Below are 22,815 nucleotides of genomic sequence, written 5' to 3'. Positions count from 1 at the left end.
CCCGTGCGCCTGTTCCCGGAACACACTACCCATGACCCAGAAGATCACGGTCATCCGCGGCGATGGCATCGGCCCGGAGATCATGGACGCGACCCTGCACGTGCTCGAGGTGCTGGGCGCCGGCCTGGCCTACGAGGAGGCCGATGCCGGCCTGGTCGCGCTGGAGAAGCACGGCGAGCTGCTGCCGCAGGCGACCCTGGATTCGATCAAGCGCAACGGCATCGCCCTGAAGAGCCCGCTGACCACCCCGGTGGGCGAGGGCTTCAGCTCGATCAACGTGGCCCTGCGCCGCCATTTCGACCTGTACGCCAACGTGCGTCCGGCCAAGTCGTTCCCCAACACCAAGTCGCGCTTCCCGACCGGCGTGGACCTGATCACGGTGCGCGAGAACACCGAGGGCGCCTACATCGGCGAGGGCCAGTCCATCTCCGAGGACGGCGAGACCGCGCTGCTGACCCAGAAGATCACCCGCAAGGGCTCCGAGCGCATCGTCCGCTACGCCTTCGAGCTGGCCCGCGCCACCGGCCGCAAGAAGGTCACCGTGGTGCACAAGGCCAACATCCTCAAGACCACCTCGGGCCTGTTCCTGAAGGTGGCGCGCGAGGTCGCCGCGCTGTACCCGGAGATCGAGTGCAACGAGATGATCGTGGACAACACCTGCATGCAGCTGGTGATGCGTCCGGAGCAGTTCGACATCATCGTCACCACCAACCTGTTCGGCGACATCATCTCCGACCTGTGCGCCGGCCTGGTCGGCGGCCTGGGCCTGGCCCCCGGCGCCAACATCGGCAAGGACGCGGCGATCTTCGAGGCGGTGCACGGCTCGGCCCCGGACATCGCCGGCAAGGGCATCGCCAACCCCTGCGCGCTGCTGCTGGGCGCGGCGCAGATGCTGGACCACATCGGCCAGCCGCAGAACGCCGAGCGCCTGCGCAAGGCGATCGTCGCCACCCTGGAGGCCAAGGACTCGCTGACCCCCGACCTGGGCGGCACCGGCAACACCATGTCCTTCGCCCAGGCGATCGCCAGCCGCGTCTGAGCGGGGCGACAACCGGGACCACGGAAACGGGACGCGCAGCGTCCCGTTTTTGTTGGCGGCTGTGCCATCCATGGCGTTGGTCGTGGCGATGATGCAATGCACAATCCGCGGCCTGCGTCCCAAGGTCCTCCCGCCATGTCCGTCCGCCCCAGCGCACTGGCGCTGACCCCGCTGCTGCTGTTCCTGGCCCTGTTCTTCGGCGCCGGGCTGTACTACACGGCGCAGGGCGAGCCGATGGGCTTCTACCAGCTGCGCGCGCCGGTCGCGATCCTGCCGGCACTGGCCCTGGGCCTGTGGCTGGCGTACCGCCGCGGCGTCCCCGGGCAGCCGACCCTGCTGGCCGGCATGGGCGACGCCAACGTGATGCTGATGTGCCTGATCTTCCTGCTGGCCGGCGCGTTCGCGATGGTGTCCAAGGCCATCGGCGCGGTCGACGCGGTGGTCGCGCTGGGCCTGGGCACGCTGCCGCCGGCGCTGATCCTGCCGGGGTTGTTCCTGGTCGCCTCGTTCGTCTCGCTGTCGATCGGCACCTCGATGGGCACGGTCGCGGCGGTGACCCCGATCGCGCTGGGCGTGGCCGACGCCTCCGGCCTGGACCGGGTGCTGGTGACCGGTGCGGTGGTGGGCGGGGCGATGTTCGGCGACAACCTGTCGATCATCTCCGACACCACCATCGCCGCCACCCGCAGCCAGGGCGCGGAGATGCGCGACAAGTTCCGCGAGAACTTCAAGATCGCCGCGCCGGCCGCGATCGCCACCGCGCTGCTGCTGGCCACGCTGGGCGACAGCGCGCCGGTGCTGGAGGCCGAAGCCGCCTCGCCGTGGCTGGTGCTGCCGTACGTGCTGGTGCTGGTGCTGGCCCTGGCGGGCCTGGACGTGGTGCTGGTGCTGGGCATCGGCCTGCTGGCGTCGGGCGTGTTCGGCCTGGTGCTGGCGCCGGGCTACGGCGCGGTCGAGTTCGCCGGCGACATCTACCTCGGCTTCGAGAGCATGGTCGAGATCACCCTGCTGTCGATCCTGATCGGCGGCCTGGCCGCGCTGATCAAGGTCACCGGCGGGCTGGACTGGCTGGCGCAGGTCATCGCCCGGTTCGCCCGCGGCCATACCGGCCGCCGCTCGGGCGAGTTCAGCATCGCCGCGCTGTCCGCAGGCGCCGACGCGCTGACCGCGAACAACACCGTGGCGATCCTGGTGACCGGCAGCCTGGCCAAGGACATCGCCCAGCGCCACGGCATCAGCCCGCGCCGGTCGGCCAGCGTGCTCGACATCTTCGCCTGCGTGGTCCAGGGCGTGCTGCCGTACGGCGCGCAGATCCTGCTGGCCGCCTCGCTGGCGGCGGTGTCGCCGCTGGCGCTGGCCGGCAGCGTGCACTACTGCTGGCTGCTGGCGCTGTCGGCGGTGGCGTTCATGCTGTGGCCGCAGCGGAGCAAGCCCCCCGCATCGGTGCCGGCCGCGGCAGACTGATCCGCGGGCCCGAAAGGCCGGGTATCGTCAAAAGAAAACGGGGCGCCAGAGCGCCCCGTTTCCGTATCCGACAGCTGGCTGCCGGGATTAGCGCGACTGCAGCTTCGACAGCAGGCGCAGGAATTCCAGGTACAGCCACACCAGGGTGACCATCAGGCCGAAGGCGCCGTACCACTCCATGTACTTCGGCGCGCCCCGCTCGACGCCGGTCTCGATGAAGTCGAAGTCCAGCACCAGGTTCATCGCCGCGATCACCACCACGAACAGGCTGAAGCCGATGCCGATGATCCCCGACTCGTGGATCAGCGGGATCTGGATGTTGAAGAAGCCCAGCACGATCGTCGCCAGGTAGACCAGGGCGATGCCGCCAGTGGCGGCGACCACGCCGAGCTTGAAGTTCTCGGTGGCCTTGATCAGCCCGCTGCGGTAGGCGAACAGCATCGCGAACAGCGTGCCCATGGTCAGCAGCACTGCCTGCATGACGATGCCGTTGAAGCGCGCGTCGTACATGGCCGAGATCGCGCCGAGGAACACGCCCTGGGCCAGCGCGTACAGCGGCGCGGTGACCGGCGCCCAGGTCTTCTTGAAGATGGTGACCAGGGCCAGCGCGAAGCCGGTGAGCAGGCCGCCCCACAGGTAGACGCCGATGGCCGGGTTGACCGTGCCGTCGGCGCCGAACGCCTGGCTCCAGGACCAGGTGCCGGTGAGCACCGCCAGCAGCAGGAGCAGGCCGGTCTTGTTGCTGGTGCCGGTCAGGGTCATCGTCCCGCCGTCGCGGGAGACCACCGTGCCGGTGCCGAGGTCGAGGAAGGTGGATTCCTGGAGGGCGGGGTTGCCGCTGCGCATCGGGACTGACTCCGTGTGTGGCGTGGATGGGGGAAGGATACACGGATGGCGTGCAGGCTCCCTCCCTGCGCGTGAGGTGCGCAGGGGGAGGGCTGGGGAGGGGCTCTAGGGACGGTCCGAACGGCTCGGTTTTTGCTCGTCATTCCCGCGTAGGCGGGAACCTAGAGACTTTCATCTTTCAAGGCAAAGCCCATGCGCTTGCAGGGCGCAACTCGCGACGGCTCGTTCATCCGGCGCCTGCGCTTCGGTGCATTCCCGGCGTGGTGCGAAAGGCGGGACTCGAACCCGCACGGGGGTTACCCGCTGGAACCTAAATCCAGTGCGTCTACCAGTTCCGCCACTTTCGCGAGGCCGCCGGCATTCTAACCGCCCGGCCGCCGTCGGGTGCGGTGCCGGAAAACGAAAAAGCCCCGCCGGGGCGGGGCCAAGTCGCTGTATCGGTGGTGGGCCGTCAAGGATTCGAACCTTGGACCTACTGATTAAGAGTCAGCTGCTCTACCAACTGAGCTAACGGCCCGATGCAACAGGTACAACCGAGTCGCGCATTCTAGCGGATTCCGCTTTCCTGGCAAACTCCGCGGCCTGCGCCGCGATGGAACAAGTGGGGTGGCTGAGGGGATTCGAACCCCCGACCACTGGAATCACAATCCAGTACTCTAACCAACTGAGCTACAGCCACCACCGAAAAAACAAGACCTGAAACCGCATCCGCCGGCGCCCTGGATGGCGCGCCCGGCAGGAATCGAACCTGCAACCGCCGGCTTAGAAGGCCGGTGCTCTATCCGGTTGAGCTACGGGCGCACAACTCGGCGTCGAACCGCCTGCCTGACGGGAAGATGGTCGGGGTAGAGGGATTCGAACCCCCGACATCCTGCTCCCAAAGCAGGCGCGCTACCAGACTGCGCTATACCCCGGTGTGCTGGGTCGGTCCGGCATCGCCTCGAGCTTCGGCCCGCCGGGCCCGGCTCCCGGGTGCCCGGAGGCCCCTGGAAGGCCGGCTATTGTTCGGGAAGCGCGCCGGGGCTGTCAATGCCGCCGCCGCCGCGGACTGGCGCGCCCGCGGCCGATAGGCGAAACTAGCGCGTTCCGCCGGGCCGGCAGGAAAGCCGGTGCCGAACCCCAACATACCCGTCGATTTCCGCTGCGGCAGGAGCCGCGGCCGCAGGAGCCAGACCACCATGCAAGTTTCCGTCGAATCCACCGGCAACCTCGAGCGCCGCATGAACTTCAGCCTGCCGGCGGAGCAGCTGGAGTCCAGCGTCAGCGGCCGCCTGCGCGAAATCGCGCGCACCGCGCGGATCAAGGGCTTCCGCCCCGGCAAGGTGCCGGCCAAGGTGATCGAGCAGCGCTACGGCGAGCAGATCAAGGCCGAGATCCTGGGCGGCCTGGTCCGCCAGACCTTCGATTCGGCCGTGCGCGAGCACGACCTGCGCCTGGCCGGCAACCCGCGCATCGACCGCTCCGGCGAGGGCGAGCTGGACTTCGTCGCCACCTTCGAGGTGGTGCCGGACTTCGGCGACGTCGACGTGTCCAAGCTCACCGTCGTGCGTCACGCCGCCGAGGTGGCCGAGGCCGACATCGACCAGATGATCGAGAACCTGCGCCTGCAGCGCCGCACCTGGAACCCGGTCGAACGCGCGGCGCAGGAGGGCGACCTGGTCGCCGGCGCGCTGTGGACCCAGGTCGAGGACTTCCGCCAGCCGGCCGAGGGCGCCGAGCAGTTCAATACCCTGATCGGTTCGGGCCAGCTGCTGCCGGCGCTGGAGAACGCGCTGGCCGGCCTGGAGCCGGGCGTGGAAACCATCATCGACGTCGCCTTCCCGGAGGGCTGGCGCCAGCCGCAGCTGGCCGGCAAGACCGCCCAAGTGCACGTCACCCTGGCGCAGGTGTCCGAGCCGGTGCTGCCGGAGGTCGACGCGGCCTTCATCAAGAGCTTCGGCGTGCGCAGCGGCGAGACCGACAAGTTCCGCGAGGACATCCGCAGCAATCTGGAGCGCGAGCTGAAGGGCGCACTGATGAACCGCCTGCGCCGCGAGGTCGGCGAGCAGCTGACCGCGACCTGGGCCCACGTCGAGCTGCCGCCGCGCCTGGTCGAGAACGAGGCCCGGGCCATGCTCGCCCAGCAGCTGGAGCAGGTGCGCCGCGGCGGCCGCGATCCCGGCCAGGTACCGGCCAACGCCCACGAGGCGTTCCTGGAGCCGGCGCGCAAGCGCGTCCTGGCCGGCCTGCTCGTCGGCGAGGTCGCCCGCCGCCACGACCTGCGCCTGGACCCCAAGCGCCTGAACGAGACCCTGCGCCTGATCGCCTCCACCTACGAGGAGCCGGAGCAGGTCATTGAGATGTACCGCAACGATCCCCAGCTCATGTCGGGACTGCAGAACCGGGTGATGGAGGAGCAGGTGATCGACTGGATCGCCGAGCGCGCCCAGCACACGGAAACGCCGCTGTCGTTCCAGGAGGCGATCCGGGTATGACGGCGGGCGGGTGCGGCCTGATCGCCGCCCCCGCTATGCTGGTCCCGCGCATCCGTCCCCGGCGGATGCCGACCCCTTCCCTGGAGCGCACGCACCGATGAGCATGATTCCGACCAAAGCCCTGAACCTGGTCCCGATGGTGGTCGAGCAGACCAGCCGCGGCGAGCGCGCGTACGACATCTACTCGCGCCTGCTGAAGGAGCGGGTGATCTTCCTGGTCGGCCCGGTCGAGGACCACGTCGCCAACGTGATCATCGCCCAGATGCTGTTCCTCGAGGCCGAGAACCCCGAGAAGGACATCAGCCTGTACATCAACTCGCCCGGCGGCCTGGTCACGGCCGGCATGGCGATCTACGACACCATGCAGTACATCAAGCCGGATGTGAGCACGATCTGCGTCGGCCAGGCGGCGAGCATGGGCGCGGTGCTGCTGGCGGCCGGCGCAGCCGGCAAGCGCTATGCACTGCCCAACTCGCGGGTGATGATCCACCAGCCGCTGGGCGGCTTCCAGGGCCAGGCTACCGACATCGACATCCACGCGCGCGAGATCCTGAGCATGCGTGCCCGGCTGAACGAGATCCTGGCCCAGCACACCGGCCAGAGCATCGAGACCATCGCCCGCGACACCGAGCGCGACAATTTCAAGAGCGCGGCCGAGGCCAGGGTCTACGGCCTGGTCGACGAGGTGCTGGAGCGCCGTTCGGACGAGTCGATCCAGGCCGGCTGAACCCAGCCCGCGACAGCCCCCGTACGGCCCGTGAAACCGGTCCGGTACGGGGCTTGCAAGCCCCTGAAAGCCCGGTCCGGCGCGCTTCTGGCGCGATTCCGGCCCTGTGCTATTCTCGCCCCGAAGTCCGCCCCAGCGGGCTGCAACACTGGATAGAACCAAGCATGAGCGAAGACCGCCAAGGCCGTTCCGGCGACAGCAACAAGATCCTGTACTGCTCGTTCTGCGGAAAGAGCCAGCACGAGGTACGCAAGCTGATCGCCGGCCCGAGCGTGTTCATCTGCGATGAATGCGTGGAGCTCTGCAACGACATCATCCGTGAAGAGCTGGAGGAGAAGGCCCAGTCCGCGCGCAGCTCGCTGCCCAAGCCGCGCGAGATCCTCGAGGTCCTGGACCAGTACGTGATCGGCCAGCAGCGGGCGAAGAAGACCCTCGCGGTGGCGGTGTACAACCACTACAAGCGGATCGAGAGCCGCCAGCGCAACGAGGACGTGGAGCTGGCCAAGTCCAACATCCTGCTGGTCGGCCCGACCGGATCGGGCAAGACCCTGCTGGCCGAGACCCTGGCACGGCTGCTCAACGTGCCGTTCACGATCGCCGATGCGACCACGCTGACCGAGGCCGGCTACGTCGGCGAGGACGTGGAGAACATCATCCAGAAGCTGCTGCAGAAGTGCGACTACGACGTCGACAAGGCGCAGCAGGGCATCGTCTACATCGACGAGATCGACAAGATCTCGCGCAAGAGCGAGAACCCGTCGATCACCCGCGACGTGTCCGGCGAGGGCGTGCAGCAGGCGCTGCTCAAGCTGATCGAGGGCACCGTGGCCAGCGTGCCGCCGCAGGGCGGGCGCAAGCACCCGCAGCAGGAATTCCTGCAGGTGGACACCAAAAACATCCTGTTCGTGGTCGGCGGCGCGTTCGCCGGGCTGGACAAGATCATCCAGCAGCGCAGCAGCGACGCCGGCGGCATTGGTTTCGGCGCCAAGGTGAAGAGCCAGGCGCGCAAGGCCGACACCGGCAAGCTGCTGGCCGAGGTCGAGCCGGAGGACCTGATCAAGTTCGGCCTGATCCCCGAGTTCGTCGGCCGCCTGCCGGTAGTGGCGACCCTGGAGGAACTGGACGAGGCCGCCCTGGTCAAGATCCTGACCGAGCCGAAGAACGCCATCACCAAGCAGTTCAAGAAGCTGTTCGAGATGGAGGGCGTGGAGCTGGAGTTCCGCCCCGACGCGCTGGCGGCGATCGCGCGCAAGGCGCTCAAGCGCAAGACCGGCGCGCGCGGCCTGCGCACCATCGTCGAGTCGGTGCTGCTGGACACCATGTACGACCTGCCGTCGCAGGAGAACGTCGGCAAGGTGGTGGTGGACGAGTCGGTGATCGAGCACAAGACCGAGCCGTACCTGATCTACCAGACCCCGCCGGCGGCCCCGCCGAAGGTGGCCTCGGCGGAGTGAGCCGGCGCGTCCGCACCGGACTTGCATTCAGGAAGTTGAAGAAGCCCCGGCCCCGTCCGGGGCTTTCCGCATCTGGCTGATCCGTAAGGATATTCCGGACCCTTCTTGCAACGCTCCCGGCTTGCCCCCATAACGGGGCCAGGACGGCGCCAGCCGTCATCCCACGTCCCCCGGAGCCTTCATGTCCCGCAACCGATCCGACGCCCTCGACCTGCCCGTCCTGCCGCTGCGGGACGTGGTGGTGTTCCCGCACATGGTCATCTCGCTGTTCGTCGGCCGGGACAAGTCCATGCGTGCGCTGGAACAGGCGATGGAGGCCGACAAGCAGATCCTGCTGGTCGCGCAGAAGTCGGCCGAGACCGACGACCCCGACGCTGGCGACCTGTACGCGGTCGGCACCCTGGCCCAGGTCCTGCAGCTGCTCAAGCTGCCCGACGGCACGATCAAGGTGCTGGTCGAGGGCACCGCGCGCGTGCACGTGGACCGCATCGCCGAGCGCGACGGCGCGCTGCACGGCCGCGGCGAGCTGATCGAGGCCGGCAGCGGCCGCAGCGAGCGCGAGGTCGAGGCCGTGGCGCGGACCCTGACCGGGCTGTTCGAGCAGTACGTCAAGACCAATCGCAAGCTGCCGCCGGAGCTGCTGCAGACCCTGTCGGGCATCGATGATCCCGGCCGCCTGGCCGACACCATCTCCGCGCACATCGGCGTGCGCCTGGCCGACAAGCAGCGGCTGCTGGAAAGCGCCGACGTCGGCGAGCGGCTGGAACTGCTGGTCGGCTTGGTCGAGGGCGAGATCGACGTGCAGCAGATGGAGAAGCGCATCCGCGGCCGGGTCAAGTCGCAGATGGAGCGCAGCCAGCGCGAGTACTACCTCAACGAGCAGATGAAGGCGATCCAGAAGGAACTGGGCGACCTGGACGATTCGCCCGGCGAGATGGAGGAGCTGGTGCGCCGCGTCGCCGAGGCCGGCATGCCCAAGGCGGTGGAGGCCAAGGCCCGCGCCGAGTTGAACAAGCTCAAGCAGATGTCGCCGATGTCGGCCGAGGCCGCGGTGGTGCGCAACTACCTGGACTGGCTGCTGGGCGTGCCGTGGAAGAAGCGCAGCAAGGTGCGCAAGGACCTCAAGGCCGCGCAGGACACGCTGGACGCCGACCACTACGGCCTGGAGAAGGTCAAGGAGCGGATCCTCGAGTACCTGGCGGTGCAGACGCGGGTCAAGCAGATGAAGGGCCCGATCCTGTGCCTGGTCGGACCGCCGGGCGTGGGCAAGACCTCGCTGGGGCAGTCGATCGCCAAGGCCACCAACCGCAAGTTCGTGCGCATGTCCCTGGGCGGGGTGCGCGACGAGGCCGAGATCCGCGGCCACCGCCGCACCTACGTCGGTTCGATGCCGGGCCGGATCGTGCAGAACCTGAACAAGGTCGGCACCAAGAACCCGCTGTTCGTGCTCGACGAGATCGACAAGATGTCGATGGACTTCCGCGGCGACCCGTCCTCGGCGTTGCTGGAGGTGCTGGACCCGGAACAGAACCACTCGTTCAACGACCATTACCTGGAGGTCGACCTGGACCTGTCCGAGGTGATGTTCGTGGCGACCTCCAACTCGCTGAACATCCCCGGCCCGCTGCTGGACCGCATGGAGGTGATCCGCATCTCCGGCTACACCGAGGACGAGAAGCTCAGCATCGCGCTGCGCTACCTGGTCCCCAAGCAGCTCAAGGCCAACGGCCTGAAGCCGGAGGAACTGGCGATCGCCGAGGACGCGATCCGCGACATCGTGCGCTACTACACGCGCGAGTCGGGCGTGCGCAACCTCGAGCGCGAGATCGCCAAGATCTGCCGCAAGGTGGTCAAGGAGATCGCGCTGAAGGGCCCGCAGCCGGCGAAGAAGGCCGCCACCAAGAAGGCATCCGCGCGCAAGGCCAAGGCCGCGCTGGTGCAGGTGTCCTCGAAGAACCTGGACAAGTACCTGGGCGTGCGCCGCTTCGACTACGGCCGTGCCGAGGAGCAGAACGAGATCGGCCTGGTCACCGGCCTGGCCTGGACCGAGGTCGGCGGCGACCTGCTGCAGATCGAGGCCACCCTGGTGCCGGGCAAGGGCCAGCTGATCCTGACCGGCCAGCTCGGCGACGTGATGAAGGAGTCGGCCTCCGCCTCGCTGTCGGTGGTGCGCGCGCGCGCCGAACGGCTGGGGATCGAGACCGATTTCCTGCAGAAGCACGACGTGCACCTGCACGTGCCCGACGGTGCCACGCCCAAGGACGGCCCCAGCGCAGGCATCGCGATGGTCACCTCGCTGGTGTCGACCCTGACCAAGGTGCCGGTGCGCGCCGACATCGCCATGACCGGCGAGATCACCCTGCGCGGCAAGGTCACCGCGATCGGCGGGCTCAAGGAGAAGCTGCTGGCCGCGCTGCGCGGCGGCATCCGCACCGTGGTGATTCCCGAGGAGAACCGCAAGGACCTGGCCGACATCCCGGCCAACGTCACCGAGGGGATGAAGATCGTGCCGGTGCGCTGGATCGACGAGGTCCTGGACCTGGCCCTGGAGCGGCCGTTGCGGCCGGCGGCGGACAAGGCCGGTGGCCGCGGCAAGGCCGGCGGCCGACGCCGCTCGCCGGCGCAGGACCAGGCCGGCGTCAAGCACTGACGCGACCGCGAACAGGCACCGGCAGGCGATGGCGCGGGCGGCAGAAACCCGCGCCATTGCTGCATTTTCGGCTTGCGGCAGGGGGGCGGCGCCCTGTATAACGGGCGCACCCGCCAGCGGCCAGGTCGCGTGGCGGCACAGGACCATCGGGCACGCCCGACACGGCGCGGGCCCGGTCACTCATCTCGCGGCGCGGCCGCACAGGGAGCAAAGAAGAATGAACAAAACCGATCTGATCGACGCCGTCTCCGGCGAAGCCGAAGTCACCAAGGCCGAGGCCGCCCGCGCGGTGGACGCGGTCATCAACAGCATCACCAAGGCGCTGAAGAAGGGCGACGCGGTGACGCTGGTGGGCTTCGGTACCTTCCAGGTGCGCAAGCGCGCCGCCCGCACCGGCCGCAACCCGAAGACCGGCGAGACCATCAAGATCAAGGCTTCGAAGAACCCGGCGTTCAAGGCTGGCAAGGCCCTGAAGGACGCGGTAAACTAATCGGCCCGCCGCCAAGGGCAGGGTGCATGCACCCGGGTGCTTAGCTCAGCGGTAGAGCGTCGCCCTTACAAGGCGAGGGTCGGGGGTTCGAAACCCTCAGCACCCACCAGCTTTTGGTGCGGCGCAGGAAAATTTGTACGGTGGTCTAGCGCATATGCGGGAAACCGGCGTACAATAGCTGTCTCGACGCGGAGTGGTAGTTCAGTCGGTTAGAATGCTGGCCTGTCACGCCGGAGGTCGCGGGTTCGAGTCCCGTCCACTCCGCCACAATCCGGAAAGGCCCTTGGGAAACCAGGGGCCTTTCTCTTTTCCGGATCCGGGCGCGCGATGGCTCCGCCGCGCGCTGCCATGAGCGGACCAACGGCCGCCCGGCCCGGGTTCCCCGGCGGCGCCAGGGTCGCCCGCGACAGGTTAAACTGCCCCGCTTAATTCTTCCGCCGTTTATCGACTGGACTGGCAACAATGCTGCAGAAACTCCGCGACAGGTCATCGGGCTGGGTGGCCACGATCATCATCGGCCTGTTGATGATCCCGTTCCTCTTCGTCGTCGACCAGAGTTATCTCGGCGGCATGGGTGCCAACAACGTGGCCCAGGTCAAGGCGCCGCCGACGTGGTGGGAAGGCGCACCGAAGTGGTGGCCGGCGTCGATGCTGTGGGAGCACCGCGAGGTCGGCGTGAACGAATTCCGCCAGCGCTTCGAACAGGAGCGCATGCGCCAGCGCCAGGAGCAGGGCGACGACTTCGACCCGCGCGCGTTCGAGACGGTGGAGAACAAACGCAAGGTGCTGGACCAGCTGATCGACGAGACGATCCTGCAGCTGGCCGCCGAGCGTGCCGGCGTGGTGGTCGGCGACGCGGCGGTGCGCGAGTACATCGCCACGATCCCGGCGTTCCAGGTCGACGGCAGGTTCGACGCGAACACCTATCAGCTGGCGCTGGCCTCGCAGGTGCCGGCGCGCACGCCGATGCAGTTCGAGCAGCTGGTGCGCGAATCGCTCCAGCAGTCGCTGGTGCCGCTGGCCGTGGGCACCTCGGCATTCGTGACCGACGCCGAGTTCGACCGCATCCTGCGCCTGTCCGGCGAGAAGCGCGACGTCGAGCTGGCGCTGCTGCCGGCGGCCGTCGAGGACGATGCGGCGGTCGGCGACGACGAGATCCAGGCCTGGTACGACGCGCATCCCGGCGACTTCACCCGTCCGGAGGCGGTCACCATCGAATACGTGGAAGTCGACGGCAACCGGCTGCAGGTGGCCGCGCCGGCCGACGAAGCCGCGCTGCGCAAGCGCTACGAGGAAGAGAGGGCGCGCTTCGTCGAGCCCGAGCAGCGACTGGCCTCGCACATCCTGATCCGGGTCGAACCCGATGCCGATGCGGCCACGCTCAAGGCGGCCGAAGACAAGGCCCGGCGCCTGGCCGACGAGGCCGCCGCGTCCGGCGCCGATTTCGCCGCGCTGGCCCGTGCCCATTCGGAAGATCCGGGTTCGCGCGACGATGGCGGCGAGCTGGGCTGGGTCGAGCGCGGCATGATGGTGGGGCCGTTCGAGGAGGCGCTGTTCGCGATGCAGCCCGGCGAGGTGCGCGGCCCGGTGAAGACCGACTTCGGCTTCCACGTGCTGCAGCTGCGCGAGCTCAAGCAGGGCGCGCAGGTCGAGTTCGAGCAGGTGCGCGAGGACCTGGCGCGCGAACAGGCCCAGGTCGACCGCGAGCGTGCCTACAGCGAGCTCACCGGCCGCCTGACCGACCTGGTCTACCAGAACCCGTCCTCGCTGGCGCCGGCCGCTGAGCAGGTCGGCCTGCAGGTGCAGACGCTGGGACCGTTCACCCGCCAGGACACGATCGGCATCGGCGCTTCGCCGGACGTGAAGCGGGCTGCCTTCTCCGAAGTCCTGATCGAGGACGGCACGGCCAGTGATCCGATCGAGCTGGGTCCGGACCACAGTGTCGTGATCCGCGTGATCGAGCATGTGCCCGAGCAGCCTCGGCCGCTGGCCGAGGTGCGCGACCAGGTGATCGCCGCGATCCGCGCCGACCGCACCGGCAAGGCCGCCGCCGCCGCTGCCGATGCGCTGGTCGAGCGCCTGCGCGCGGGCGAGGCGCTGTCCGTCGTGGCCGCGTCGGTCGACGCCGATGTGATGCCGCTGCCGGGCCTCCCGCGCGGCGTGCCGGTGCCGTCGCCGGCGGCCAACCGCGGGATCTTCGCCGCGCCCGCGCCTGCCGAGGGCCAGGCGTCCGCGGGCCGCTTCGAGATGCCTGACGGTCGCTACGTGGTGTTCACGGTGACCGGTGTGCATCCGGGCAACCCGGAGGAACTGCAGCCGGAGCAGCGCGAGATGGTGCGCAGGCAGTTCGAGCAGGTCGACGGTGCCGCCGCAGCCGAGGCCTACGTCCGCGAGCTCCGCAAGGGCTTCCAGGTGGTGGTCGAGGAAAGCCAGCTGTAAGCCGTGCGTTCCCCGCGCACCGCGTGCACGGGAGACGAAAGCGAAGGGCGTGGAGGCATCGCTTCCACGCCCTTCGTGTTTCCTGGGCCCGGCTTCGCTGCGTGCGTCGGCCGGGTGCGGTCGAGCGCCCATGCGTGACCAGGAAGCCCGCGTGCCCGGTGGGCCGCTCCGGCGTCACTGCACCCGCAGCACCATTCCCGGACGCAGCACGCTGTCGGCGCGCAATCCGTTCAGTTCGAGCAGGTGGCGCGGACTGACGCCGTAGCGTCGCGCGATGCTCCAGGCCGAATCGCCCTTGCGCACGGTGTGCGTCGCGGCCTGCGGATCGGCTGCGGCGCCGGCCATACCCGCGGCGGTGGCGGCGGCCGTGGCACCGGACGCCGTTGCCGTTTCCGGCACCAGCGCCCACGGCGTGTCGCGGCTGGGCCAGCGTCCGGCCAGGGCAGGGTTGAGGCGCCGCAGCGTGGCCGGGTCCTGGCCGTGCCTGGCCGCCCACGCATCCAGCGACCGCGCGTCCTCCAGCGCCCGGGCCTGCAGTCGCGGCACCGGGTGATCGAGGCCCGCGCGCCATTGCGGCTGCTCGCCGGCCTCTTCGATCAGGCAGGCCAGCGCATGCAGCTTCTCGACATAGGCATAGGTCACCGGCGGCAGGCCCCTGATGCTGCCGGGCGCGACGCCCGCCGCGTCGCCGCCGCTGTGCCGCAGCGCCTGCAGCACGCGGTATTCGCCCGCGTTGTAGGCCATGGCGGTGAGCCGCCAGTTGCCGTCGAACCGGTCGTACAGCGTCTTCAGGTACTGCACGGCTGCGCGGGTGGACTCGGCGGGCGACAGCCGTGCGTCGTAGCCGGGCTCGATGCGCAATCCATGGTGGCGCGCGGTGACGCCGATGAATTGCCACAGCCCGGCCGGGCCGGCCTTGCTGCGTGCACCCGGCGCGTAGCCGCTCTCGATGAACGGGATCAGGGCGAACTCGGTCGGCAGCCGCGCTTCGCGCAGCGTTTCCACGACATGCCCGAACAGCGCCAGCGTGTCCGAACCGGGATCGCCCAGGCGCCGCGGCGCGTGCGCGAAATGCTTGTGCCAGCGCGGCTGGGCGTTGCCGCACTGCGGCTCGGCCAGGCCACCGCGGAACGCGTCGTAGATGGACAGGCCGGTCGCGGTGGACGGGGGCGGAGGCAAGACGATGTGATCGCCCTGCGCCGCGGCCGGCGGGGACGATTCCTCCGGCTGGATATCCGCTGCCGCGGCCTCGGGCGCGCTCACCGGCGTGCCGGCATCCGGCGCGACCGGCCGCGACGGCGCGCCGGTGCAGCCCGGTAGTACCAAGGCCGCCACCGCCAGTGCGCAGCACAAGGCCAGGCCGCGATCCGGACTCATGCGCGGAAGCCGTCCTTCCAGCCGCGAAGGACGGCGAAGGTCTCAACCTCGTCGGCCGGTGCGCGGCCGAGGTGGCGTGCGGCGGCTTCGCGCACCGCCGGCACCGCGCAGCGCAGGAATGGATTGCAAGCGCGTTCGTCGTCCAGCGTCGTCGGCAGGGTCGGCACGCCCGAGGCGCGTTGTTGCACTGCCTCGGCGCGGCGCGCCGCCAGTGCCGGATTGCCGGGTTCGACCTCGCAGGCGAATCCGGCGTTGGCGAGCGTGTACTCATGGCCGCAGCAGACCCGGGTGTCGCCGGGCAACGCCGCCAGTCGCTGCAGCGAGCCGAGCATCTGCGCCGGCGTGCCCTCGAACAGGCGCCCGCAGCCCAGGCTGAACAGCGTGTCGCCGCAGAACAGGTGGCCTTCCACCACGTAGGCCACGTGGCTGCGCGTATGCCCCGGCACGGCGAGCACCTGCGCCTGCCAACCGAGCAGCTGCAAGCGGGTACCGTCGCCGACCCGTTCGCTGGCCAGCTCGATCCGCGCGTCGTCCGGCGCGTACACCGGCAACCCGGGCCAGCGTTCCAGCAGCGCGGGCACGCCGGCGCAGTGGTCGGGGTGGTGGTGGGTGAGGAGGATCGCGGCCGGCTCCAGGCCGTCTCGGGCGGCGGCCAGCACCGGCGACGCGTCGCCTGGATCCACCAGCAGCGCGCGCCGCGCGTCCCGCAGGACCCAGATGTAGTTGTCCTCGAATGCGGGCAGAGCGCTCAGTCGCATAGAATCGCGACCATGCCCGCCGCCGTGTCCAGCCGTCAACCCGGCGCCTCGATCCGGTTCAGCGGGCGGGAGGCGGGATGGCTGCTGGCGCAAGAGCGACGGTGGCTGTCCGCGCGGATGGCGTCCCGCCCGGCGCGCCCATGGCTGTGGCTGGCGCCGCCCACCGGATCGCCTCCGGACTGGGACACGCCGCCGCCGCGCGGGCTGCTGTTGCAGGAGAACGGCGACGGCTTCGCCGGGACCGTGCGCTGCGGCCTGCCGCTGCCGCTGCCCAACGAATGCCTGGGCGACGTGGTGCTGCAGCATCCGGCGCGCGACCACGCCGGCGACCTGCTGGAGGAGTGCGTGCGCGTGCTGATCGACGGTGGGCGCCTGTGGCTGTTCCTGGTCAACCCGTGGAGCCCGTACCGGTTGCGTCGCCCGCGCGACCTGCCCGCGTCGGCCGGTGGGTATTGGGAACAGCGCCTGCGCGCGCAGGGCCTGCAGGTCGACGTGCCGCGGTTCATCGGCCCGCGCTGGCGCATGCTCGAACGCGCCGACGCGGAAGACGCACTGACCGCACCGCTGCGCGCCTGCCGCGTCGTCGTCGCCGAGAAGCGGGGGCTGGCGCCGGTGGCGCCGGCGCCGGTGGCCTGGCGGCGCGGCGCGGCGCCGGCGGCATAGAACGAAACCAGAAGGAACGGATGAAGACGATCGAGATCCACACCGACGGCGCCTGCCTGGGCAATCCCGGCCCCGGCGGCTGGGCCGCGCTGCTGCGCTACAACGCCCACGAGCGCGAACTGGCTGGCGGCGAGGCGGACAGCACCAACAACCGCATGGAACTGACCGCCGCGATCATGGCCCTGGAGACGCTGCGCGAGCCGTGCGTGGTGGCGCTGTACACCGATTCGCAGTACGTGCGCCAGGGCATCACCGAATGGATGCCGGGCTGGGTGCGCCGCGGCTGGAAGACCGCCGGCGGCGATCCGGTGAAGAACCGCGACCTGTGGGAGCGGCTGCATGCGGCCGCCGCCCGCCACCGGGTGGAGTGGCACTGGGTCAAGGGCCATGCCGGCAATCCGGACAACGAGCGTGTGGACCTGCTGGCGCGAGCCGCCGCCCAGCAGGTACGCGACGCGAGCGCGGTAAACTGACCGCGCATGCGCCAGATCATCCTCGATACCGAAACCACCGGCCTGGAATGGAAGAAGGGCAACCGCGTGGTCGAGATCGGCTGCGTTGAACTGCTGGAGCGGCGCCCGAGCGGGCGCAACTTCCACCGCTACCTGAAACCGGATTGCGAGTTCGAGGCCGGCGCGCAGGAAGTCACCGGACTGACCCTGGAGTTCCTCGCCGACAAGCCGCCGTTCGAGGACGTGGTCGACGAGTTCCTCGCCTACATCGACGGCGCCGAGCTGATCATCCACAACGCTGCCTTCGATCTGGGCTTCCTGGACTACGAACTGTCGCGGCTGGGCGACGGCTATGGGCGCATCGCCGACCGGGCCAGCGTGGTCGACACCTTGCGACTGGCGCGCGAGCGGTTCCCGGGACAGCGCAATTCGCTGGACGCGCTGTGCAAGCGGCTGGGCGTGGACAACTCGCACCGGCAACTGCATGGTGCGCTGCTCGACGCGCAGATCCTGGCTGACGTCTACGTCGCCCTGACCTCCGGCCAGGAGGAGATCGGCTTCGGCGAGGCGCAGGCCGCGTCGCAGCCGGCCGCGGTGGCAAGCTTCGCCCCGGTGGCCGGTGAGCGCCCGCGCATCGCCGCGTCGCCGGCCGAACGGGAGGCGCACCTGCGGCGGATGGAGACGCTGCGCAAGAAGGCCGGGCGTGCGCTGTGGGACGAATCCGAGGCAGCCGCGGAGCCGGCCCTGGCCGGCTGAACGGTGGTCCGCCGCTGCGCTGTGCGGCCTGCTACTGGCAGCGCACCAGCACCGCGGTGACGTTGTCCGAGCCGCCGCCGTCCAGGGCCGCGGCGACCAGCGTGTCCACGCATTCCTGGGCGCTGCACTCCTGCTCGCCCAGCGCGTTGGCGATGCGCTGGTCGTCCACCTCCTCGGTCAGCCCGTCGCTGCACAGCAGCAGCTGCATCCCCGGGCGCAGTTCGCCGGCCATGGTCGATACGTTCAGGTGGTTCGGGTCGGTCACGCCCAGCGCCTGGGTGACCACGTTGCGGTGCGGGTGCGAGCGGGCCTGCTCGGGGGTCAGCGTGCCCTGCGCGATCAGGTCCTGCACGTAGCTGTGGTCCTGGCTGAGCTGGGCCAGCTTGCCGTCGCGCCACAGGTAGGCGCGGCTGTCGCCGACCCAGGCCACCTCGAAGCGCTGGCCCTGGACCCGCGCGGCGACCACGGTGGTGCCCATCGGCAGGGCGTCGTTGCGCCGGCGCGAGACCCGGATGATCTCCTCGTCGGCGATACGGATGGCCTGGGTCAGCGGGGTGCCGCTGCGGATCTCGCGGACGATGGTCTCGCGGGCCAGGGCGCTGGCCACCTCGCCGCAGGCGTGCCCGCCCATGCCGTCGGCCACCAGCCACAATCCCAGTTCGCCGTCGCCGTAGTAGGTGTCCTCGTTGAGCTGGCGGCGCAGGCCGACATGGGTCAGGTGTCCGAATTCGATCATGTCGTCCCAACGGGAGGGTCTCAAGGATGCATACGCGATCATCCGGGCGGACAGGACAGTCGGCAAGGCGACGCCCGCGATGCCTTCATCGCCGGTATCGGCAGGCCGTACGGGAAGTCGAGGGGGAGCCGTGCACCGGCTTGTCCGGCGAAGGCCGGCCCCGTATCATTCACGGCCCCGGCCGCGCCGGGGACCGCGGAGAGGTGGCAGAGCGGTTGAATGTACCTGACTCGAAATCAGGCAGGCGTTTATAGCGCCTCGAGGGTTCGAATCCCTCCCTCTCCGCCAACGAATTCAAGGGGTTGTGCCCATGGGCACAACCCCTTTTTCATGGTCTTCGCCGATCCGAGGGGGATGGCCGCACCGCAACCGCAACGACGCGGGAAGCGAAGCGGCACGGCAACGGCAACGGCCAGAGCGTTCGGGGTGGTCGGCTTCGGTCTGAGCCGCGGCAGGCCGGGTGTGTTGCGGTCGTCTCGGCGGCACATCCGTGTGCCGACTCGCCGACGCGGCCATCCTTGGCCGCTGCCGCAACACACCCGGCCTGCCACGTCTTCGGGGCGCTTTGGGGTCGTGGCTTCGTCATCGCCAACGGCCTGTCCGGCTCCGTTCGTCGCCCGAGGACCTGCTCTTGTGCAGGAGCCGGGCTTGCCCGCGACGCGACGCCGTCGGCACGGGCGACGCCCTCGTGATTCCGACGCCCGTGTCGCCGACTGAAGTCAGCTCCTACAGAGAGCGGTGACGGCGCGGCTGTTGTAGGAGCCGGGTTCAGCCGGCGACCCGACGCCGCCGGCACAGGCAGCGTCCCCCGCTGTTCGACGCCTGCACGGCGGCCCCCGGCCGAAGCGATGCTTTTGCCCTGCAGGCGGCGGCTTCACGCCAAGCCGAAACTCGCGGAGCCGGCCGAGCCCGGCGGCGGCGAGTGTTGGCGGTAGACTGGCGGCCTTCCCGCACGCGCATGCCGCCATGTCCGAAATCCTGGTGCCCGTTTCCTTCGGCGAACTGCTCGACAAGATCGCGATCCTGCAGATCAAGTCCGAGCGCATGACCGATCCGGCCAAGCTGGCCAACGTGCGCAAGGAGCTGTCGGCGCTGGAGCGCACCTGGATGCAGCACCCGGCCGCCGGCGGCGCCCCCGGATCGGGATCCGGGGCGGGCATCGCCCAGCTGCGCGCGCAGCTGAAGGCGGTCAACGAGCGCCTGTGGGACATCGAGGACGAGGTCCGGGTCAAGGAGAAGGCGCAGGCGTTCGACGCGGATTTCGTGCGCCTGGCGCGCAGCGTGTACTTCGAGAACGACGAGCGCGCGCGGGTGAAGAAGGAGATCAACCTGGCGCTGGGCTCGGCCTACGTCGAGGAGAAGTCCTACCGGGACTACCGCGGCGGCCCGGCGCCCTGAACCGCCGCCGCCTGCGCGCGGCGCCCGTCCTCCAGTTCCAGCGCGCGGATCCGCACGAAGTGCCGGACCATGCGCAGCCGCGCGCTGTGCGGCAGCGCCACGCCGTAGCCGGCGTGCAGCCGTTCCACCTCGTCCGGCCGGCCGATGCCGATGGCGCCGAGCTGGGCGATCAGCAGCGCCTGTTCCTGCACCTGCGGCGGCAACGCCTGTGGCAGCTGCAGCAACGCTTCGCCGCTGGCGCGCATGGCCGCCGCGTCGCGGGCGGCGGCGGCGGCGTACATCGCCAGCATGCGCCGCACCGGTTCCGGTTGCAGCGACGGATCGATCCAGGCCGGTTCGATCCAGGCGCCGCGCAGGTCGTCGGCGGGCAGGTGCCCGAGCGTGGCCATCGCCATGGCCGACGCGGCGTCGGCCCAGGTGGCCGGGTCGGCCACCGCGCCGCGCGACAGGCCCAGCAGCGCCTGCAACTGAGCCTCGGCGGCGGGCGCGTCGCGTTCGCGCAGGGCCAGGACGCTGGCGTGGCCGCCGTCGCGCAGCGCGCCGGCCAGCATGATCGCCCGTTCGCGCGCCAGCAGCAGGCCGTGGCCGGGCAGGGCGCGGGCGGGCTCGGCGGCCGGCGGCGGGGTGCGCCCCTCCAGCAGGTCCAGCACCGGCAGGCCGTTGTCGGCCAGGCGCTGCAGGGTGTCGGCGCGGTCGCCGCGGAAGCGGGTGCGCGGTCCCTGCAGGGCCACGACCGGGTGGAAGTCGCTGTGCGGCTCGGCCTGCAGCGCGCGGACGTAGGTCTGCAGCAGCCCGCGTCCGCCGATCCGGCGCAGCTGCAGCGCGGCATCGCTGTCGAAGCCGACCCGCGCGGTCTCGCGCGCCAGCGCCGCGGTCGCTTGCAGGCGCTGCGCATCGGCGGCCGGGCAGCGACTGCGGCAGGCGACCACCACCAGGTCGTTGTCCTGCGCCACGTATACCTCCGCGTCCGGGAATGCCTGCAGCAGCGCGGCCACGATCCGCGCCAGCAGCGCGTCGTCGATCTCGTAGGTCTGCAGCCACTGCACCAGCAGCCCGTCCTCGGCCAGGTGCCCGTGCAGGAACGCGTAGAACTCGGCCGTGAACAGGCTGGCGACGCCGCTGACCCAGGGGTTGGACGGTTCGGAGACGACGACGTCGTAGCGGCGCCGCTGGCTGGCGAAGAAACGCCGTGCGTCGTCGAAACGGATCGCCGAGCGCGGGTCGTGCAGCGCGCGCTCGATGCGCGGGGCGAAATGGCGCGAGGCGGCGGCGTGGACCATCGGCTCGATCTCCACCGTCTCCACCCGCTGCACGCGGTCGCTGCCCAGCAGGGTGTGGGTCGACAGGCCCAGGCCCAGGCCGATCACCCCGACCTGCCGCGGCTGCGGGTGCAGCGCCAGCGGCAGCGCGCCGAGGCTGACCATGGTCAGCTCATCGCCACCGGGTGGCCCCTGCAGGGTGGCCGACATCGCGCCGTCGGACTTGCCGTTGGTCAGCAGCGACAGCGTCCCGTGCGCCGGCGAGCGGGCGACGCCGATCGTCGCGGTCTTGCCGTCGCGCAGGAACGGCACCTGCAGCCCCTCGTCGAGCCGGGCGAAGCCGGTGCGGAACACGCCGGACAGCTGCGCGCGCGGATCGGGCCGCCCCCACGTCGCCACCACCGCGAAGGCAGCGGCCGCGGCCAGCGCCAGCCCGGCGATCCGGCGTGGCGCCAGTTCGCCGCGGGCGTGCGCGAGCAGCCAGAAGCCGAGCAGCACGTCGCCGCCGGCGGCCAGCATGATGCCGATGCGCACGCCGACCAGCGGGATCAGCAGGTGGACCATCAGCAGCACGCCGACGATGGCGCCGATGGTATTGGCGGCGTACAGCCGGCCGATCGACGCCTCGCCGGCGCCGGTGCGGAGCAGGGCCAGAGTGAACAATGGCAACGTGGTACCGGCGAAGAACGCGGCCGGCAGCATCACCGCCAGCGCGATGCCGGCGCTGCCGAGCAGGTACAGCCGGTAGCCGCCGTCGGTGCGCGACAGCGACTGCACCAGCGCCGCGGTCCATTCGAACGAGTGGGCGAAGGCGAGCAGCGACAGCAGCGCGGCCACGCCCATCGCAACCTGTGCCAGCGCCGCGGTGCGCAGCGGATCGGCCAGCCGCGGCGCGCGCCGGTAGACCCAGGCGCCGCCGAAGGCCAGGCCCAGCAGGAACGCGGCCAGCATCAGTTCGAAGCTGTGCAGGGTCGTGCCCAGCGCCTGGTTGAGCAGGCGGATCCAGCCGATCTCGTAGACGAACGAGCAGGCGCCCGACAGCAGCGCGATCCACAGCACTGCGCGCGTCAGCCCGGTACGCGCCGCCACGCGTTCCTCCGGCCACGCAGCGACGGCCGCCGCAGGGGCGGACGCGCACTCGTGGCGCTGCGACAGCCACCACGCGGCCGCGGCCACCGCCAGGTTGGCGATGCCGGCCACGGCCATCGCCCCGGGCATGCCCAGCCGCGGCAGCAGCAGGAAGGTCGCGCCGAGCGCGCCCGCCGCCGCGCCCAGGCTGTTGGCGAAATACAGCCCGCCGAGCACGCGCGCGTCCTGGCCCCGGCCACGATTGCGGTCGCGCTCCGCGGCACGCAGCCAGCCGGCGCTGAGCAGGGGGAAGGTCGCGCCGAGCAGCAGGCAGGCCGGCAGGATCAGCAGCGCCGCCGACAGCCACGGATACGCGCGTCCGGCCATCCCGTCGCCGAGCGCCGGCAGCACCGCGTCCGACAGGCCCAGGTAGCCGAGGAACAGCGGATGGAAGGCCAGGCCGAGCACGCCGATGGCGGCCTCTGCCAGCGCGTAGGCGCGCAGCAGCCGGGTCCAGTGCAGGCCCATCCGCGCCGCCAGCCACGCGCCCAGCGCCATCCCGCCCATGAAGATCGCCAGCACCAGGCTCTGCGCGTAGGCGGCATGGCCCAGCACCAGGCCCAGGTAGTGCGACCACAGCGACTGGTACACCAGCCCGGCGAAGCCGGAGACGACGAACAGGACCAGGACCGCCGAGCCGGGCAGGGGGCGGAAGGCGGCCGCTGCGGCGACGCTGGCGCCTGCTTTCATGCCGCCGGCGTCCCG

The 22,815-nt window shown here is 70.3% G+C and carries 17 protein-coding genes and 8 tRNA genes; 15 read left to right on the top strand and 10 right to left on the bottom strand.

Annotated features, from left to right (window positions below; translation table 11 throughout):
* Positions 1-31 precede the first annotated feature (31 nt).
* Both WQ53_RS02235 and WQ53_RS02230 read left to right on the top strand, forming a co-directional pair.
* Complete coding sequence (locus WQ53_RS02235) at positions 32-1,039, top strand: isocitrate dehydrogenase (protein ID WP_052630003.1); 1,008 nt, start codon at positions 32-34, stop codon at positions 1,037-1,039.
* A gap of 135 nt (positions 1,040-1,174) precedes the next feature.
* Complete coding sequence (locus tag WQ53_RS02230; protein ID WP_052630001.1) at positions 1,175-2,503, top strand: Na+/H+ antiporter NhaC family protein; 1,329 nt, start codon at positions 1,175-1,177, stop codon at positions 2,501-2,503.
* A gap of 87 nt (positions 2,504-2,590) precedes the next feature.
* Here WQ53_RS02230 and WQ53_RS02225 read toward each other — a convergent pair whose 3' ends face one another.
* The 6 genes from WQ53_RS02225 to WQ53_RS02200 form a co-directional block, all read right to left on the bottom strand.
* Positions 2,591-3,349 (bottom strand): Bax inhibitor-1/YccA family protein, encoded by a 759-nt coding sequence (locus tag WQ53_RS02225; protein WP_052629999.1) that lies wholly within the window; start codon positions 3,347-3,349, stop codon positions 2,591-2,593.
* A 261-nt stretch (positions 3,350-3,610) separates the two neighbouring features.
* A tRNA-Leu gene (locus WQ53_RS02220) sits at positions 3,611-3,696 on the bottom strand.
* Positions 3,697-3,790: 94 nt separating this feature from the next.
* Positions 3,791-3,866: transfer RNA gene (locus WQ53_RS02215), tRNA-Lys, on the bottom strand.
* Positions 3,867-3,951: 85 nt separating this feature from the next.
* Positions 3,952-4,028 (bottom strand) — tRNA-His (locus WQ53_RS02210).
* A 45-nt stretch (positions 4,029-4,073) separates the two neighbouring features.
* A tRNA-Arg gene (locus WQ53_RS02205) sits at positions 4,074-4,150 on the bottom strand.
* A 36-nt stretch (positions 4,151-4,186) separates the two neighbouring features.
* Positions 4,187-4,263 (bottom strand) — tRNA-Pro (locus tag WQ53_RS02200).
* Positions 4,264-4,527: 264 nt separating this feature from the next.
* On the opposite strand from WQ53_RS02200, the gene tig reads away from it, so the two are divergent.
* The 8 genes from tig (at position 4,528) to WQ53_RS02160 (ending at position 13,583) form a co-directional block, all read left to right on the top strand.
* The gene (tig, locus tag WQ53_RS02195) at positions 4,528-5,823 is read left to right on the top strand and encodes a trigger factor (protein ID WP_052629997.1); all 1,296 of its coding nucleotides are present in this window, start codon (positions 4,528-4,530) and stop codon (positions 5,821-5,823) included.
* Positions 5,824-5,926: 103 nt separating this feature from the next.
* Entirely contained in the window at positions 5,927-6,550 is a 624-nt protein-coding gene (clpP, locus tag WQ53_RS02190; protein ID WP_428992278.1) for an ATP-dependent Clp endopeptidase proteolytic subunit ClpP, read from the top strand.
* 164 nt (positions 6,551-6,714) lie between these two features.
* Entirely contained in the window at positions 6,715-8,004 is a 1,290-nt protein-coding gene (gene clpX, locus WQ53_RS02185; RefSeq protein ID WP_052629993.1) for an ATP-dependent Clp protease ATP-binding subunit ClpX, read from the top strand.
* A 181-nt stretch (positions 8,005-8,185) separates the two neighbouring features.
* Positions 8,186-10,654: an endopeptidase La gene (gene lon, locus WQ53_RS02180; protein WP_052629992.1), complete on the top strand. Its 2,469-nt coding sequence runs from the start codon at positions 8,186-8,188 to the stop codon at positions 10,652-10,654.
* Positions 10,655-10,871: 217 nt separating this feature from the next.
* Entirely contained in the window at positions 10,872-11,144 is a 273-nt protein-coding gene (locus WQ53_RS02175; RefSeq protein WP_052629990.1) for an HU family DNA-binding protein, read from the top strand.
* A 34-nt stretch (positions 11,145-11,178) separates the two neighbouring features.
* A tRNA-Val gene (locus WQ53_RS02170) sits at positions 11,179-11,253 on the top strand.
* A gap of 81 nt (positions 11,254-11,334) precedes the next feature.
* Positions 11,335-11,411: transfer RNA gene (locus WQ53_RS02165), tRNA-Asp, on the top strand.
* Positions 11,412-11,606: 195 nt separating this feature from the next.
* Complete coding sequence (locus WQ53_RS02160; protein WP_052629988.1) at positions 11,607-13,583, top strand: peptidyl-prolyl cis-trans isomerase; 1,977 nt, start codon at positions 11,607-11,609, stop codon at positions 13,581-13,583.
* A gap of 174 nt (positions 13,584-13,757) precedes the next feature.
* On the opposite strand, the gene WQ53_RS02155 is transcribed toward WQ53_RS02160, so the two are convergent.
* A complete protein-coding gene (locus WQ53_RS02155; RefSeq protein WP_052629986.1) occupies positions 13,758-14,960 on the bottom strand; it encodes a transglycosylase SLT domain-containing protein in 1,203 nt (400 codons plus the stop codon).
* The gene (gene gloB / locus WQ53_RS02150) at positions 14,957-15,718 is read right to left on the bottom strand and encodes a hydroxyacylglutathione hydrolase (protein ID WP_052629984.1); all 762 of its coding nucleotides are present in this window, start codon (positions 15,716-15,718) and stop codon (positions 14,957-14,959) included. Before gloB ends, WQ53_RS02155 begins: the two co-directional genes overlap by 4 nt.
* A gap of 117 nt (positions 15,719-15,835) precedes the next feature.
* Here gloB and WQ53_RS02145 point away from each other — a divergent pair, with 117 nt between their 5' ends.
* From WQ53_RS02145 to dnaQ, 3 genes are read left to right on the top strand one after another with little or no spacing between them, the layout of a single operon-like run.
* Positions 15,836-16,381 carry a hypothetical protein gene (locus tag WQ53_RS02145; RefSeq protein ID WP_236685890.1) on the top strand — a complete coding sequence of 182 codons (546 nt, stop codon included), beginning with the start codon at positions 15,836-15,838 and terminating at the stop codon, positions 16,379-16,381.
* A 20-nt stretch (positions 16,382-16,401) separates the two neighbouring features.
* Positions 16,402-16,854: a ribonuclease HI gene (gene rnhA, locus WQ53_RS02140; protein WP_052629980.1), complete on the top strand. Its 453-nt coding sequence runs from the start codon at positions 16,402-16,404 to the stop codon at positions 16,852-16,854.
* Positions 16,855-16,860: 6 nt separating this feature from the next.
* The gene (dnaQ, locus tag WQ53_RS02135; protein WP_052629978.1) at positions 16,861-17,589 is read left to right on the top strand and encodes a DNA polymerase III subunit epsilon; all 729 of its coding nucleotides are present in this window, start codon (positions 16,861-16,863) and stop codon (positions 17,587-17,589) included.
* A gap of 31 nt (positions 17,590-17,620) precedes the next feature.
* On the opposite strand, the gene WQ53_RS02130 is transcribed toward dnaQ, so the two are convergent.
* Positions 17,621-18,325 (bottom strand): PP2C family protein-serine/threonine phosphatase, encoded by a 705-nt coding sequence (locus WQ53_RS02130; RefSeq protein ID WP_052629976.1) that lies wholly within the window; start codon positions 18,323-18,325, stop codon positions 17,621-17,623.
* Between the two features lie 197 nt (positions 18,326-18,522).
* On the opposite strand from WQ53_RS02130, the gene WQ53_RS02125 reads away from it, so the two are divergent.
* Positions 18,523-18,613, top strand: a tRNA-Ser gene (locus WQ53_RS02125).
* Between the two features lie 678 nt (positions 18,614-19,291).
* The gene (locus tag WQ53_RS02120; protein ID WP_052629974.1) at positions 19,292-19,723 is read left to right on the top strand and encodes a hypothetical protein; all 432 of its coding nucleotides are present in this window, start codon (positions 19,292-19,294) and stop codon (positions 19,721-19,723) included.
* Here the strand turns inward: WQ53_RS02120 and WQ53_RS02115 are convergent.
* Positions 19,699-22,800: a spermine synthase gene (locus WQ53_RS02115; protein WP_052633863.1), complete on the bottom strand. Its 3,102-nt coding sequence runs from the start codon at positions 22,798-22,800 to the stop codon at positions 19,699-19,701. The genes WQ53_RS02120 and WQ53_RS02115 overlap by 25 nt on opposite strands.
* Between the last annotated feature and the right edge of the window lie 15 nt (positions 22,801-22,815).

The sequence above is a fragment of the Pseudoxanthomonas suwonensis genome, from assembly GCF_000972865.1.
GTDB classification, from domain to species: domain Bacteria; phylum Pseudomonadota; class Gammaproteobacteria; order Xanthomonadales; family Xanthomonadaceae; genus Pseudoxanthomonas; species Pseudoxanthomonas suwonensis_B.
The sequence above is the reverse complement of the archived record's forward strand: the minus strand, read 5'-3'. Positions and strand labels throughout refer to the sequence as shown.